Genomic DNA, 14,393 nt, shown 5'->3' on the forward strand with positions numbered 1-14,393 from the left:
CGCTCATGGCGCACCTCGATGGGCATTGCGCCGGGTAGTCCAGTAGCCCGAGCGGGTGATGAGGCGCTGGCCGCCCAGGAGCGCTGCCAGCGCCGGATGTCGCAGGGCCAACCGCCACTGGAGCTGCCGGTACAGCCAGGTGTCGGGCCGGCCGCGCTTCTGCGCGCGCAGGAAGCCGCCGCCGACGAAGACGCCCAACGCGATGCCGGCGACGATCAGCGTGGGCACCATGGCGATGCTGTGCGTGAGCCAGGCCAGCGGCAGGCCGAGCGCGAACCCGGCGGCGGCCGACAGGCCGGCGCAAATCCACAACTCGTCGGCGGTCAGCCCGCGCACGACCACCGGCTGGCGGTTCAGCCGGTGCGGCAGGAAGATCACCAGCGTGTCGCGCGGGGTCTCCGGAGGGACGGCCATCGCTTGCCGCCCTCACAGCACGCCGGTGGCCTTGGTGAGCAGCCAGATGCCGACCACCAACAGGATCGCGCCCACGGCGACCGTCAGGCCGAACTGGCCCCAGGTGGCGCGGCCGGTGTGGATCTCCGAGTAGCGTGTGTAGGCGTGATAGCAGACACCGACGAACATCGAGGCGACCACGAGCAGCGCGATCAGCAGCACGATGTCGTAGCCGTAGTTTTGCAAGGTCTGCAGGATGCCGCTGCCCTGGCCGCGCGATGGGTCTTCCATGGTCGGCAGGCCCTGCGCGAAGGCCGACAGCGGCAGGCCCGCGAGCGCGAGCGGCAGCAGCGGAGCGGCGATGCGGGATGGAATGCGATGGGGTGTCGGTGTCGTGTTCATGGCGTATGGCCCTTCGTGACGGTCAGGAGAGGAGGAAGAAGGTCAGCACCAGGTACATCGCCACGAAGCGCACGACGACGGCGAGGAACTGACGTTCAGTGATGCGGTGCTCGGCCCAGCCGACGTAGGCGGTGCGCATGGCCCACACGCCCCACAGCAGCAATACGGCGAACACGAAGCCCAGCACCACGGCAGCGACGGCCGAAGGCGCAAAGCCGCCGTTGGCCTGGAAGGCGGCGACCTGGTCGGCAGAGGGCGTCATGGCGACGGCGCCTCGTCGTCGGCGCGGTCGCGGCGGACGTAGTCGCCGGCCAGCGGGACGGGATCGCGCGGCTGGGCGCGCTGGGGCACGAGATAGTCCTGCAGGCCGGCGCGAACGCGCTTCAGGTCTGCGCGCAGTCGGGCGTAGTCGAAGTGGTAGCGGGCGCGTTCCTGCAGAGCGGAATTGGCGGCGTGCTCGGCGAGGCGGTCGATCAGGTTGAGTTGGCGGGCAAGGGCCGCCAGTTGCTCGTGTTCAGCGCTGGCATCGCCGGCCGATGCGGGCGATGCGCCGGCCAGCGCGATGGTCAGCGCCACGGCCAGGGCCGGCACACGGCGCCAGGCGCTCGTCAGGTTGCCAAGGGGTGTCATCACGCCGTTCCACAGTCGTCTGGATGGCGAGATGCTGCGGCGTGAAGCTTGGGTGTGCCGCAAAGAATCGGAACGGGCGGTGCACCGGATTTGCCTCGATGGTTGGCGTAGCGCCGTTTCCGGACAAGGGCTGGGAGTCCAGGACCTGGCTGCTAGAGCAAGACGGGCCGGTCACTGATGTGGAAACCCTGCTGGCGCGGTGCGCCTACTTCTCTCCGCTGGCCGAGGTCGCCACCGCGGTGGCGGCTTGGCGCGACGTGGCGCTGGCCCCCGTGGTGGGGCTATCCCCTCACGAACTGGATGACCTCGCGCCGGCGAACTGCGCATTTAGCTGTTCAGCATTGCACTGGTTTGCTCTACACTTGCCAGGATTGTCACTACCGCCTGTGCCACCCTCACCGGGTGGGGAAGCAATGAAAGACGAGCCCGGACAGATATTGACCCTCGATGAAGTGGCTGCCTACCTCAAGGTGGGCAAGCGCACGGTCTATCGCTTGGCAGCAGCCAAGAAGATTCCGGCCTTTAAGGTGGGCGGGATATGGCGCTTCTCCCGTGCGGACATCGACGGCTGGATCAAACAGCAGTCGTCGGGCGATCAGCAGCAAGGCGGGGATGATCTGTTGAAAGGGGGGCGCCGGTCATGAAACTGATCCACAACACGGGCGCAGACCGCGTCATCGACCTAATGCGCCCCCACTTAAAGCATGGCAACCAGCTCGGCTGCGTGACCCCGTCGTTCTCCCTCTTCGCGTTTGCCGAGCTGCGAGATGCGCTCACGGCGCTGGAACGCGTCCAGCTCGTTCTGCCTCCCGGCGACACGGAGTTGGGGTTCTTGGGTGGTGAAGGCGATCGTGCCGCACGCAACCGCCTGCAGGTCCGGTGGCTAGCCAACCAGTGTGCAAAATGGATCGGCGACAAGGTCGACTTGCGGCGAGCTGCGGGCCCGGTGCCGCAAGGGGCGGCAGTCATACGAAATGGTCAAGAGCAGCCGGAGCAGGTGGTTCTCGGTTCCTTTGCTTTCAGCACCGATGGGCTCGGCTTGACTCCGGGAAACCCGTTGAGCTTGATCCAGGCTTCCGAGTCGGCCGATGAAGCCGCGCAACTTGCCAGATGGTTCGATCATCAATGGGCTGGTCTGCGGACTCACTCTGCGGACGCCAGCAGTGGGCGTGAAGTTTTACGCGAAGCTCTCCGCACGATTGGCGAGCACCGCGACCCCTTCTCGTTGTATGCACTCATCCTGCATCACCTTTTTCGCGACAGTGGCGACGAAATGGACGAAGAGCGCATCGTCAAGTCCGCCACGGGTATCCGCAATACGGTGGTGTGGAAGAAGCTCTTCAAATTCCAGCGCGATGGTGTGGTCGGCGCCATCGACAAGCTCAACCGCTTCGGCGGCTGCATCATCGCCGACAGCGTGGGCCTTGGGAAAACCTTCGAGGCCCTGGCGATCATCAAGTATCACGAGCTGCGCAACGATCGCGTGCTGGTACTGGCGCCAAAGCGCCTGCGCGACAACTGGACGCTCTACAAGGCCAACGACAAGCGCAACGTCCTGGCGGCCGACCGCCTCAACTACGATGTCCTGAACCACACCGATCTCTCGCGCGACGGCGGCACGTCTGGCGACATCGATCTGTCGCACGTGAACTGGGGCAACTACGACCTCGTGGTGATCGATGAGTCCCACAACTTCCGCAATAAGGCCACGCACAAGGGCAAGGAGTCCCGCTACGACCGTCTGATGCGACGGATCATCAAGGAAGGTGTCAAGACGCGGGTCTTGATGCTGTCGGCCACGCCCGTCAATAACCGCCTGGCCGATCTGCGCAACCAGATCGCCTTCGTCACGGAGGGCGACGACACCGCCTTGCTGGAACACGGCATCGCCAGCATCGAGGCAACCACCCGCAAGGCGCAGACCCAGTTCAACCGCTGGTTGAACCTCGACGAGTCCGAAAAGACACCCGCGAGGCTGGTCGAGATGCTGGGCTTCGACTATTTCACCCTACTGGATCACCTCACCATCGCCCGCTCGCGCAAGCACATCGAGAAGTACTACGGCACCAGCGAGACAGGCCGCTTCCCGGATCGTCTGCCACCGATCAACATCAAGGCCGATGTGGACCGTGCCGGCGAGTTCCGCAGCATCCGGGACATCAACCTCGAAATTCGGCGGCTCAATCTGGCCAGCTATGCGCCATTGCGGTACGTCCTGCCCCACAAACAAGCCGCCTACGACGCAAAGTACAGCACTCAGATCCGCGGGGGCGAAAGCTTCTTCCGTCAGGTGGACCGCGAAGAGAGCCTGATCCACCTGCTGCGAGTCAACGTGCTCAAGCGCATGGAAAGCGCGGTGTCCTCGTTCACCCTGACCGTCGAGCGCCAGCTTCGCGACGTGGAGACCACGCTCGCACGCATCGAGGCTTCTGCTTCCGACATCGAGGAAATCGACATCGCCGACGTCGACATCGATGACCCCGCCTTCGAGACCTTGCTGGTCGGGCGCAAGGTCAAGGTACTGCTCAGCGACGTCGACCTCATCCGTTGGAAACAAGACCTGATCGAAGACCGTAACCGTCTGGCCACCCTGCTGGCCGCAGCCAAGCAGGTCGATGCTGCTCGGGACGCCAAGCTGGCCGCCTTGCGCAACATGATCGAGGACAAATGCCGCAACCCGATCAATGCCGGCAACCGCAAGTTCATCGTCTTCACCGCCTTCGCGGACACCGCCGAATACCTCTACGCGCAACTGGCGCCGTGGGCGAAGGCCACGCTCGGCATCGAGTCGGCGCTCGTTACCGGTGCGGGCCGAAATCAGAGCACGCTGCCACATCTGCGCAAGGACCTGGCGTCCATCCTTACGGCGTTCTCGCCGCGCTCCAAGGAGCGGCCAGCGGATTTGGCCGACGAGGGCGAGCTGGACCTGCTCTTCGCCACCGACTGCATTTCCGAAGGCCAGAACCTGCAGGACTGCGACTGGCTGATCAACTATGACATCCACTGGAACCCGGTGCGCATCATCCAGCGCTTCGGTCGGATCGACCGCATCGGCTCCCCCAACGAACGCATCCAGCTGGTTAACTTCTGGCCCAACATGGAGCTGGAGGAATACATCAATCTGGAACAGCGCGTCAGCGGCCGCATGGTGCTGCTCGACGTCTCCGCCACCGGTGAGGAAAACCTCATCGAGCAACAGTCCGGCAACCCGATGAACGATCTGGAGTACCGGCGCAAGCAGCTGCTCAAGCTGCAGGACACGGTAATCGACCTGGAAGACCTGTCCACCGGCGTATCAATTACCGACCTGACGCTCACGGACTTCCGCATCGATCTGGCCCAGCACCTCAAGGCGCATCCCGGCAAACTGGATAACCAGCCATTGGGGGCCTACGCGGTCACCACCAGTATCGACGCCGACATTCCGCCTGGTGTGATCTTCTGCCTGCGCGCCGAGGGCCCGGCGGCACACAAAGCCAAGGAATCGGACTACCCCTTGTCACCCCATTACCTCGTCCACGTCGGCGACGACGGTGCCGTGTTGCTGCCCTACACCCAGGCCAAACGCATTCTCGACCGGCTCAAGCGCCTGGCGCTGGGTCGCGACCTGCCCGACGCTGGCGCCTGCGCCCGCTTCGACAAGGCCACCAAGCACGGCGAAGACATGCGCCATGCGCAAAAGCTGCTCGCAGCAAGCGTAGCGTCGGTTGTCGGCAAGAACGAGGAACGCGCAGTGGCCAGTCTGTTTTCGCCGGGCGGCACGCATGCCATCAAAGGCGAGTTCGCCGGAAGCAATGACTTTGAAGTGTTGGCATTCATGGTAGTGCTGTCCCAAGAGTGAACAGGAAACTTACCGAGAGAATGCGTTGAAGAATCTAGGGGACATTTATGGCTAGCGGAAAATTGCTCAGGCAACTGATCAAATCCGGCGTACAAGGGGATCTCGCCAGATTCCGTTCCGCCTCCGAAGCGGTCATCAAGGAAGAGCGCGAGAAGAACCATCATCTGCTCGCCAACGATCTCGAGCACCTGCTTTACGGCGATCAGGCCAAACCCGGTCCTGGCTCCCGCAGGCTGCATGCCGTGACCAATCTGCCGACGAACAAGGACAATGGTTTGGCGCTGCTCGAAGAGCGTGCCGTGATTCGAGAGGAAAAGGACATCATCCTCTCTGACGCTACGAAGTCGGCGCTGGATGAGATCCTGATGGAGCACAACCGTGCCGATGTGTTGCGATCCTTCGGGATGCATCCCGCGCAGAAGCTCTTGTTTTGTGGGCCGCCGGGTTGCGGCAAGACGCTGGCTGCGGAGGTCATCGCGCACAGCTTGTCGATGCCCCTGGTTCTGGTCCGGCTCGATTCGCTTATTTCGTCCTTCCTGGGTGAGACGGCGGCCAATCTGCGCAAAGTGTTCGACTACGTGGCGAGTCAGCCGGTGGTGGCGCTCTTCGATGAATTCGATGCGCTGACCAAGGATCGTGGCGACAGCGCCGATCACGGCGAGCTGAAGCGCTCCGTGAACGCAGTCCTGCAGATGATGGACGGCTACCGTGGGGAGAGCATCCTCATCGCGACGACCAACTACGAGTCCCTGCTGGACAAGGCGGTGTGGCGGCGTTTCGACGAGATCTTGCGTTTCGAGCTGCCCAGTCTTGAGCAGATCAAACGCCTGCTGTCATTGAAGCTGTCCGGCATTCGCCGAAATTTCGAGGCGGACGACGGCCAAGTTGCCTCGCAGTTCAAGGGAATGTCCCATGCCGATATCGAGCGCGTACTGCGCCGGGCGGTGAAGGAAATGATCCTGTCCGGACGGGAATTCCTCGAGAAGGCCCACATCGATACCGCGCTGGCTCGCGAATACCGCCATAAGGGCTGAGTTGGGGGGTAAGAGACCGTGGCTTACGAGCACCTGCGCCTGCAGCGAGAGGCGCCGTCGACTGAACGGCATCCAAGACGACATCCCGGTGTTCGGCCGCCGGCCGACCCCCGAGCGCATGGCGCGATGTTGGCACAGAAGCTCGTCGTGGCGCGAGGGCGAATCGACGCTGAAGACCTAGGTGGTTTCGACGACCGAAAGCTCCTTAAGATTCAGCTGCGTGCTGGCGACAAGAGCGTTCCTGCATTCGACGCTATTCCCGGTGTTGAGATCGTCAGCCAGGAAGACGAGTCGATCGTGCTGGCCTTCGCCACAGAAGAAGGTCTCGCCGAGTTCGAGAGTCGTCTCAGTACGCTCGCCCGCGACGGCGTGGTGACGCGCAAGGAGCTTCTGTTCGTCATCGAGGACTTCGACCACTGGACGCCCCAGGATCGTACTGGCGCAGCGCTGCGCGAGCAGGGGTTTCCCGCCGAGGAACTCTTCACGCTTGATGTGGAACTGTGGCCCCAGGAACGGCAGGACAGACGCCAGGCGCTTATGGAGGCGTTTTCCCGCTGGCTGCAGGAATACGGCATAGAGCGGCTGGATAGCCTCACGCAGCCTTCCCTCCTGATGGTGCGGATGCGCTGTACGCGAGAGCAGGCGGATCGGGTCCTGCGGCATCGCGACGTGCGCACGGTCGATCTTCCCCCGCGGCTCGGCATTGCCGTCCAACTGCTGCTCACCGATATCAATCAGTTTCCCGCAGTCCTGCCTCCCGATGACGGCGCTCCGTCCGTCGCGGTACTCGATTCGGGACTGACGCCTGGACACCCCTTGCTGGGGCCGGCAGTGGGCGATGCACAAGGCTACCTTTCTCCCCATCGGACCCCGCATGACGATCAACCCTGGCACGGAACTTTTGTCGCCGGCTTGGCGCTGTATGGGGACGTGGGGGCTGCGATCCGCGACGGGCGCTTCGTCCCGCAGCTCCGGCTCTTCTCCGGGAAGGTCTTCAATGACGACGGCAACGACCAGACCGAGTTCGTCGAGAAGGCGGTGGAGGAGGCTGTGCGCGAGTTGCACGGCCAGTACGGGTGTCGTGTCTTCAATCTGAGCTATGGCGATCTCAACAAGGTCTATGACGGGCGCCACGTTCGCGGCCTGGCCTACACCCTGGATCGCCTGACGCGAGAGCTTGGTGTCCTGTTCGTGGTGCCCACCGGCAACCTGCACCTTTCCGAGCTGCCAGACGACGCGCGAGAACGCTATCCCGACTATCTGCTTGCCGACTCCGCGCGCTTGCTTGATCCGGCCACTGCCCTGAACGCGCTCACGGTAGGCGGTATTGCGCAGAACGAAGCGACGAGGGACGCGCAGCGGCATCCGAACGCCCTTGAGGATCAACCATTGGCGCGAACTGACCAGCCGTTTCCGCTCACGCGATGCGGCTTATCGATCAATGGCGCGATCAAACCCGATGTCGTCGAGCATGCCGGCAATGTCGCGCTGATGCGGGCGGTTGCACGTCCGCGGCATGCAGGGTTGGGCGTGGTCTCGCTCAACGGCGGCTTTGCCGGCGGATCAGGGTTCAGCGAGGACATTGGGACGAGCTATGCTGCCCCAGTCGTCGCGCATAAGGCGGCTAGGATCCTGGCCGAACTGCCGAATGCCACCCCGAACCTGTTGCGTGCGTTGATCGGCGCGCATGCCAGCTGGCCACAAGCCTGCGAGACCTTGCTCAACCCCGACGGCAACGGTGAAGGGCGCGACAAGCTGCTGCGTCTGATCGGCTATGGGTGTGTCGAGGATGCTGCCCTCTTTCGTTCGCTGGACCACACCGTCACCTTGCTGACCGAAGAGCGCATCGGCAACGACCAGCATCATTTTTTCGAGCTGCCGCTACCTGACAGCTTCTGGGCGGGCGGTCGCCGTACGCGGGAGATAACGGTTGCCCTGGCGCACAGTCCAGCCGTCCGTACCACGCGGCTGGACTACCGCATGAGCAAGCTGTGGTTCTCCGTGGTAACAGCGAGTGGCCTGGACGAGGTCACTCAGGCTTTCCGTCGGAACCGTGAGCAAGGCATGGGAGAGCGCAGCAACGGTCGCTGGCTGTCCAACGACGCACGCAAGAACGGCACGTTGCAGGTTTCTCGCTGGAGCTTCAGACAGGCGCTTGCGAACGGCAACAAGGTCTTCGTGGTGGTGACTCGCCAGGACAGCCCATGGTCGAACGGCCGCGATGGCGAAGAGCCCTATGCGCTTGCTGCGGTGCTCGCCGACCGCGAGCAGGCGAATGCCCACCTCTACGCCGAGGTACGCGCCGTGCTTGAAGCCCGCGTCCAGGCGCGTGCTCGTGCAAGGGTGTGATGCGAACCATGCTGCTGGACGTACCAGGATTCATCGCCTCGCTCGGTCTGCCCGACGGCTGCCGAGTCGATCAGCGCGTGCCGAAGAAGCTGCTGCTGGAGAACGGAGCCCCCACGGCCGCCGACAAACGACTGATCGCCGATACCGTCGAGGAGATACAGTGGGTCGCGGCACTCAAGCCGAACACCATCGGCGTGCCCGACTATCGCGACGACCAGCGCGTGTACCTGGAGATCGCGGTGCTTGCCGTGACGCTGCGCAGCCAGCCCGGGCAAGACAAAGCCAAGCCAGCGAACGCTGCCCGCCTCGCCGAGCTGGTGCACCGCGCGGTCCCCTATCCGGTCCTGTTGCTGCTGTACTCCGGGCAGAGCATGACGCTCTCATTCGCACATAAGCGCTGGGCACAGAACGAAGCGAGCAAAGTGGTGCTGGACGGCGGCATGGTGTCCATGTCGTTGCCCGAGGACGCGCCGTCTCTCGATGCGCTGACCGCATTCGTTCAGGCCATCGCTTTGACTCGCCAGCCTCGGTCCTCGCTTTTCGCCTTGTATCAGGGGTGGATGGACAGCGCGCAGGCGCTGTTGGCGGCGAAGTTGACCGGGATGTTCAAGGCGGCCGACAGCCCGGAGCAGGCTGCAGCTCGCCGCCTTGCCCTGCAGGAATGCGCACGGCTGGAGTCCGAGGCGGCCCACTTGCGCACGCAGGCGGGCAAAGAAAAACAACTGGCGCGACAGGTTGAGCTCAACCTCGCGCTCAAGCGCGTGCTGGTCGAATTGGCCGCAGCACGCGAACAGCTATGAAGATTGAAAGAATGGCGGAGAAAAAGATGCAGAAAATCGATGCGACCAGCCCGGAGGCCCAGTCCGCAGACCTTGTGGCCAGCAACATCGAGCAACTCAAGGCGCTGTTCCCGGAACTCATCACCGAGGGGCAGAATGGCACGGCGGTGAACGTGGACGTGCTCAAGGCGCTGGTCGGCGATGCCACCGTTACCGACGCTGACGAGAAATACGGCCTGAACTGGCATGGCAAGCGGCGCGCGCGGCAACTGGCGCTCACCCCCTCGACCGGCACCCTGCGCCCCTGCCCCGAGGAGAGCGTGGACTGGGACACCACGCAGAACCTGATGATCGAGGGCGACAACCTCGAAGTGCTCAAACTCCTCCAGAAGAGCTATGCCGGCAAGGTCAAGCTGATCTACATCGACCCGCCGTACAACACGGGCAAGGACTTCGTGTACCCGGACAACTTCCAGGACAACATCAAGAACTATTTGGAGCTGACTGGGCAAGCCGAAGGCGGGCGCAAGGTCAGCAGCAACACTGAGGCCAGCGGGCGGTTTCACACCGACTGGTTGAATATGATGTATCCGCGGTTGAGGCTCGCGCGTGCGCTGATGGCGGACGATGGGGCGGTCTTCATCAGCATCGCTGACCAGGAGATTCACAATCTGCGGCATGTCCTCGATGAGGTGTTCGGGCCAGAGAACTTCATCGCGAATGTGATTTGGCACAAGATGGACAGTCCAAAGAACTCAGCGGTCCACTTGAGCGAAGACCACGACTACATTGTGATTTATGCCAAGAACGCAGATGTATGGCGGCCCTGCCCATTGCCACGTTCTGACGAGATGGTTGCCCGATACAAGAACCCGGACAATGATCCGAGAGGTCCTTGGCTCCTCGGGGATCTCGCAGCCCGAAACTTTTACGGACAGGGGCGATACCCCATAACTACGCCATCCGGCAAGGTGATTTCCGGCCCACCTGCTGGAAGCTACTGGCGAGTCAGTGAGCAGAAGTTTCGCGAGTTGGACGCCGACGGACGCATATGGTGGGGAACATCTGGCGAAAACAGACCAGGGATTAAGCGCTTTCTGTCCGAAGTGAAAGACGGAGTAGTCCCACAAACTTACTGGGCCTGGAAGGACGTAGGGAGCACGAGACATGCCAAGCAGGAGCTTTCGCAACTTATGGAGGCCGATGCAGGAGAGGACCTATTCATCACGCCGAAGCCGGTCAGGCTAATTAAGCGCATTCTTCAGATCGGGGCTCCGAAAGAGGCTCTCGTAATGGACTTCTTCGCAGGCTCTGGTACGACGTTTCACGCCACACTTGAACAAAACGCCGAGGACTCCGGCTCACGTCGCTGTATTTCAGTTCAGCTCCAAGAGCCACTGCCAGAAAAGACAGCTCGGGGCCACTCGACAATTGCCGACATCACCGCAGAGCGAATGCGGCGCGCGGGCAGCAAGGTGAAGGCAGAGAACTCGCTGTTCTCAGGCGATGTCGGCTTCCGCGTCTTCAAACTCGACACCTCCAACATCCGCGCCTGGAATCCCAATCCGGCTGATCTAGAAGCCTCGCTGTTCGCCCACCAGGAACATTTGGTCGAAGGCCGCAGCGAAGCCGACGTGCTCTACGAGTTGCTGCTCAAGCTGGGCCTCGACCTGTGCGTGCCGATTGAGAAGCGCTCGATCGTGGGCCGCGACGTGCATTCGGTGGGCGGCGGCGTGCTGATGGCCTGCATGGCCGAGCACATCACCCGCGACGATGTGGAGCCGCTGGCGCAAGGTATCGTCGCCTGGCACGAGGAACTTCAGCCGGTGGGCGACGCAACCTGCGTGTTCCGCGACAGCGCCTTCGCCGACGACGTGGCCAAGACCAACTTGGCCGCCATTCTGGAGCAGCACGGCATCCAGAACGTGCGCAGTCTGTGAGGGCGTGGCGATGAAACTGCATTTCGAGCCCAACCTCGACTACCAGTTGCAGGCCATCGAGGCGGTCTGCGATCTGTTCCGCGGCCAGGAGGTGTGCCGTACCGAGTTCACGGTGACCATGAAGGCACCCGTTGCGGACGATTCAGCCACCGGCACAGGGCCGCAGCAAATGACGCTCGGCGTGGCTGAATCGGACCTGGGCGTCGGCAACCGCCTCACATTGCTGGACGACGAGCTGCACCAGAACTTGGCCGACATCCAGTTGCGTGGGGGATTGCCGCCTTCCGGCGCGTTGGTCTCGGGCGATTTCACCGTCGAAATGGAAACCGGCACCGGCAAGACCTACGTTTACCTGCGCAGCATCTTCGAGCTGAACAAGCGCTACGGATTCACCAAGTTCGTCATCGTGGTGCCGTCGGTGGCGATCAAGGAGGGCGTCTACAAGACCCTGCAGATCACCGAGGAGCACTTCAAGGGGCTCTATGCCGGCGTGCCCTTCGACTACTTCCTCTACGACTCCAGCAAGCTCGGCCAGGTGCGCAACTTCGCCACCAGCTCAAACATCCAGGTCATGGTGGTCACGGTCGGCGCCATCAACAAGAAGGACGTTAACAACCTCTACAAGGACAGCGAGAAGACCGGCGGCGAGAAGCCCATCGATCTGATCAAGGCGACGCGGCCGGTCGTGATCGTGGACGAGCCGCAAAGCGTGGACGGCGGTCTGACCGGGGCAGGCAAGACCGCACTCGATGCGATGAATCCGCTGTGCACCCTGCGCTATTCCGCGACCCATGTGGACAAGCACCACATGGTGTTCCGCCTCGACGCCGTGGATGCCTACGAGCGCAAGCTGGTCAAGCAGATCGAAGTGGCATCGGCCACCGTTGAGAACGCCCACAACAAACCGTTCGTTCGGCTGGTGTCGGTTGCCAACCGCCGCGGGACGATCTCCGCCCGCGTGGAGCTCGATGTGGCAACCGCCAGTGGCGTGAAACGGCAAGAAGTCACCGTTTCCGATGGCGATGACTTGGAACAGGTCGCCAAGCGCGCCATCTACGCCGATTTTCGCGTCGGTGAGATCAGTACTGCCAAGGACGAAGCGTTTCTGGAGTTGCGCTACCCCGGCGGCGAAACCTTTCTCACGGTGGGACAAGCGCATGGTGATGTCGATGCCCTGGCCGTGCAGCGCGAGATGATCCGCCGCACCATCAAGGAGCACCTCGACAAGGAGAAACGGCTGCGCCCGCTCGGGATCAAGGTGCTGTCGCTGTTCTTCATCGACGAGGTGGCCAGGTACCGCTCCTACGATTCGGACGGCAACCCCGTCAAAGGGCCTTACGCGCGCATCTTCGAGGAGGAGTATCGCCGTGCGGCCAAGCTCCCCGCTTACCAGAGCCTGTTCGAGGAGATCGACCTGGCGAGTGCCGCCGAAGAGGTCCACAACGGCTATTTCTCCATCGACAAGAAAGGCGGCTGGACGGATACCAGCGAAAACAACGCGAACAACCGCGAGAACGCCGAGCGTGCCTACAACCTGATCATGAAGGAGAAGGAAAAGCTTCTGTCCTTCGACACGCCGCTCAAGTTCATCTTTTCCCACTCGGCGCTCAAGGAAGGCTGGGACAACCCCAATGTCTTCCAGATCTGCACACTGCGCGACATTCAGACCGAGCGCGAACGCCGGCAGACCATCGGCCGGGGGCTGCGCCTCGCCGTCAACCAGAACGGCGAGCGCGTGCGCGGCTTCGAGGTCAACACCCTGACCGTGATCGCCACCGAGAACTACGAGCAGTTCGCCGAGAACCTGCAGAAGGAGATCGAGGCAGACACGGGCATTCGCTTCGGCATCGTCGAGCAACACCAGTTCGCTGCTATCGCCGTGACGGCGGCCGATGGCCAGACCGTGCCCCTGGGTGTCGAACAGTCGAAGGCGCTATGGGAGCACCTGAAGGCTGCGGGCCACATCGACGCCAAGGGCAAGGTGCAGGACTCGCTGAAGACGGCGCTGAAGGATGGAACGCTGGCGCTGCCTGCAGAGTTCGACGCGCAGCGCAGTCAGATCGCCGAGGTACTGCGCAAGGTGTCGGGCCGCCTAGAGATCAAGAACGCCGACGAGCGCAAGCAGGTTGCCGTGCGCAAGGGCATCTATCTCAGCCCCGAGTTCAAGGAGCTTTGGGATCGCATCAAGCACAAGACGACCTACCGGGTGCAGTTCGACAATGACACACTGATTCAGAACTGCATTGATTCGCTCCGGCAAGCCCCGACCATCCCCAAGGCCCGGCTGCAATGGCGCAAGGCCGACATCGCCATCGGCAAGGCAGGTGTGGAGGCCACGGAGAAAGCGGGCGCGGCAACCGTCGTCCTGGACGAGACGGACATCGAACTGCCGGACCTGCTCACCGACCTCCAGGATCGCACCCAGCTCACCCGCCGGAGCATCGCCACCATCCTGAGCGGCAGCGGGCGGCTGGACGACTTCAAGCGCAACCCACAGCAGTTCATCGAGCTGACCGCCGAGACCATCAACCGTTGCAAGCGCCTGGCTTTGGTCGACGGCATCAAGTACCGAAAGCTGGGCGACCAACACGTCTATGCGCAGGAGCTGTTCGAACAGGAAGAGCTGACCGGCTATCTGAAGAACATGCTGATGGACACGGGCAAGTCCATCTACGAGCACGTGGTCTACGACTCCACCACCGAGCGCGATTTCGCCGACGCGCTGGAGAAGAACGACGCCATCAAGCTCTACGCCAAGCTTCCGGGCTGGTTCAAGGTGCCCACGCCGCTGGGAACCTACAACCCGGACTGGGCCGTGCTAGTGGACGAAGGTGGAGCGCAGCGACTGTACTTCGTGGTGGAGACCAAGGGCAGCCTGTTCACTGACGACCTGCGCAATAAGGAGCGCGCAAAGATCGCCTGCGGCGAGGCGCATTTTCAGGCGCTGGCGGTTGGCGAGAATCCGGCGAAGTACGTCGTGGCGCGTTCGGTGGACGACGTGCTGGCGGATGCTGCGAAGGCATAA

11 protein-coding genes are annotated in these 14,393 nt (G+C 62.7%); 7 read left to right on the plus strand and 4 right to left on the minus strand.

The window, feature by feature from the left end:
- Positions 1 to 3 precede the first annotated feature (3 nt).
- From CJ010_RS23175 to CJ010_RS23190, 4 genes are read right to left on the minus strand one after another with little or no spacing between them, the layout of a single operon-like run.
- Positions 4 to 414, minus strand: a complete 411-nt coding sequence (locus tag CJ010_RS23175) for a TIGR03750 family conjugal transfer protein (RefSeq protein ID WP_141020246.1) — start codon at positions 412 to 414, stop codon at positions 4 to 6.
- A 12-nt stretch (positions 415 to 426) separates the two neighbouring features.
- The gene (locus CJ010_RS23180; protein WP_141020247.1) at positions 427 to 795 is read right to left on the minus strand and encodes a TIGR03745 family integrating conjugative element membrane protein; all 369 of its coding nucleotides are present in this window, start codon (positions 793 to 795) and stop codon (positions 427 to 429) included.
- Between the two features lie 22 nt (positions 796 to 817).
- Positions 818 to 1,057 (minus strand): TIGR03758 family integrating conjugative element protein, encoded by a 240-nt coding sequence (locus CJ010_RS23185; protein WP_003294214.1) that lies wholly within the window; start codon positions 1,055 to 1,057, stop codon positions 818 to 820.
- Complete coding sequence (locus CJ010_RS23190; RefSeq protein WP_141020248.1) at positions 1,054 to 1,425, minus strand: RAQPRD family integrative conjugative element protein; 372 nt, start codon at positions 1,423 to 1,425, stop codon at positions 1,054 to 1,056. Before CJ010_RS23190 ends, CJ010_RS23185 begins: the two co-directional genes overlap by 4 nt.
- A 413-nt stretch (positions 1,426 to 1,838) precedes the next feature.
- Between CJ010_RS23190 and CJ010_RS25770 the strand changes: the two genes are divergently transcribed.
- The 7 genes from CJ010_RS25770 (at position 1,839) to CJ010_RS23230 (ending at position 14,393) form a co-directional block, all read left to right on the plus strand.
- On the plus strand, positions 1,839 to 2,069 hold the full coding sequence (locus tag CJ010_RS25770) for a helix-turn-helix domain-containing protein (RefSeq protein ID WP_043496594.1): 231 nt from the start codon (positions 1,839 to 1,841) through the stop codon (positions 2,067 to 2,069).
- Entirely contained in the window at positions 2,066 to 5,266 is a 3,201-nt protein-coding gene (locus CJ010_RS23205; protein ID WP_141020249.1) for a helicase-related protein, read from the plus strand. The genes CJ010_RS25770 and CJ010_RS23205 overlap by 4 nt, the downstream gene beginning before the upstream one ends.
- 47 nt (positions 5,267 to 5,313) lie before the next feature.
- Positions 5,314 to 6,300: an AAA family ATPase gene (locus CJ010_RS23210; RefSeq protein ID WP_141020250.1), complete on the plus strand. Its 987-nt coding sequence runs from the start codon at positions 5,314 to 5,316 to the stop codon at positions 6,298 to 6,300.
- 126 nt (positions 6,301 to 6,426) lie between these two features.
- Positions 6,427 to 8,649, plus strand: coding sequence for a S8 family peptidase (locus tag CJ010_RS23215; protein WP_141020251.1), 2,223 nt, complete (start codon positions 6,427 to 6,429; stop codon positions 8,647 to 8,649).
- Positions 8,649 to 9,449 carry a DUF4391 domain-containing protein gene (locus CJ010_RS23220; RefSeq protein ID WP_009618166.1) on the plus strand — a complete coding sequence of 267 codons (801 nt, stop codon included), beginning with the start codon at positions 8,649 to 8,651 and terminating at the stop codon, positions 9,447 to 9,449. Before CJ010_RS23215 ends, CJ010_RS23220 begins: the two co-directional genes overlap by 1 nt.
- Positions 9,446 to 11,368, plus strand: coding sequence for a site-specific DNA-methyltransferase (locus tag CJ010_RS23225; RefSeq protein WP_240794450.1), 1,923 nt, complete (start codon positions 9,446 to 9,448; stop codon positions 11,366 to 11,368). Before CJ010_RS23220 ends, CJ010_RS23225 begins: the two co-directional genes overlap by 4 nt.
- Positions 11,369 to 11,378: 10 nt before the next feature.
- Complete coding sequence (locus CJ010_RS23230) at positions 11,379 to 14,393, plus strand: type III restriction-modification system endonuclease (protein WP_141020832.1); 3,015 nt, start codon at positions 11,379 to 11,381, stop codon at positions 14,391 to 14,393.

The organism is Azoarcus sp. DD4, from assembly GCF_006496635.1.
In the GTDB taxonomy this organism is placed as follows: Bacteria; Pseudomonadota; Gammaproteobacteria; order Burkholderiales; family Rhodocyclaceae; genus Azoarcus.

What these genes read in the sequence shown, in the direction of transcription:
- CJ010_RS23175 (WP_141020246.1), bottom strand. Translation starts at nt 414, where the DNA reads ATGGCCGTCCCTCCGGAGACCCCGCGCGACACGCTGGTGATCTTCCTG.
- CJ010_RS23180 (WP_141020247.1), bottom strand. Translation starts at nt 795, where the DNA reads ATGAACACGACACCGACACCCCATCGCATTCCATCCCGCATCGCCGCT.
- CJ010_RS23185 (WP_003294214.1), bottom strand. Translation starts at nt 1,057, where the DNA reads ATGACGCCCTCTGCCGACCAGGTCGCCGCCTTCCAGGCCAACGGCGGC.
- CJ010_RS23190 (WP_141020248.1), bottom strand. Translation starts at nt 1,425, where the DNA reads ATGACACCCCTTGGCAACCTGACGAGCGCCTGGCGCCGTGTGCCGGCC.
- CJ010_RS25770 (WP_043496594.1), top strand. Translation starts at nt 1,839, where the DNA reads ATGAAAGACGAGCCCGGACAGATATTGACCCTCGATGAAGTGGCTGCC.
- CJ010_RS23205 (WP_141020249.1), top strand. Translation starts at nt 2,066, where the DNA reads ATGAAACTGATCCACAACACGGGCGCAGACCGCGTCATCGACCTAATG.
- CJ010_RS23210 (WP_141020250.1), top strand. Translation starts at nt 5,314, where the DNA reads ATGGCTAGCGGAAAATTGCTCAGGCAACTGATCAAATCCGGCGTACAA.
- CJ010_RS23215 (WP_141020251.1), top strand. Translation starts at nt 6,427, where the DNA reads ATGTTGGCACAGAAGCTCGTCGTGGCGCGAGGGCGAATCGACGCTGAA.
- CJ010_RS23220 (WP_009618166.1), top strand. Translation starts at nt 8,649, where the DNA reads ATGCGAACCATGCTGCTGGACGTACCAGGATTCATCGCCTCGCTCGGT.
- CJ010_RS23225 (WP_240794450.1), top strand. Translation starts at nt 9,446, where the DNA reads ATGAAGATTGAAAGAATGGCGGAGAAAAAGATGCAGAAAATCGATGCG.
- CJ010_RS23230 (WP_141020832.1), top strand. Translation starts at nt 11,379, where the DNA reads ATGAAACTGCATTTCGAGCCCAACCTCGACTACCAGTTGCAGGCCATC.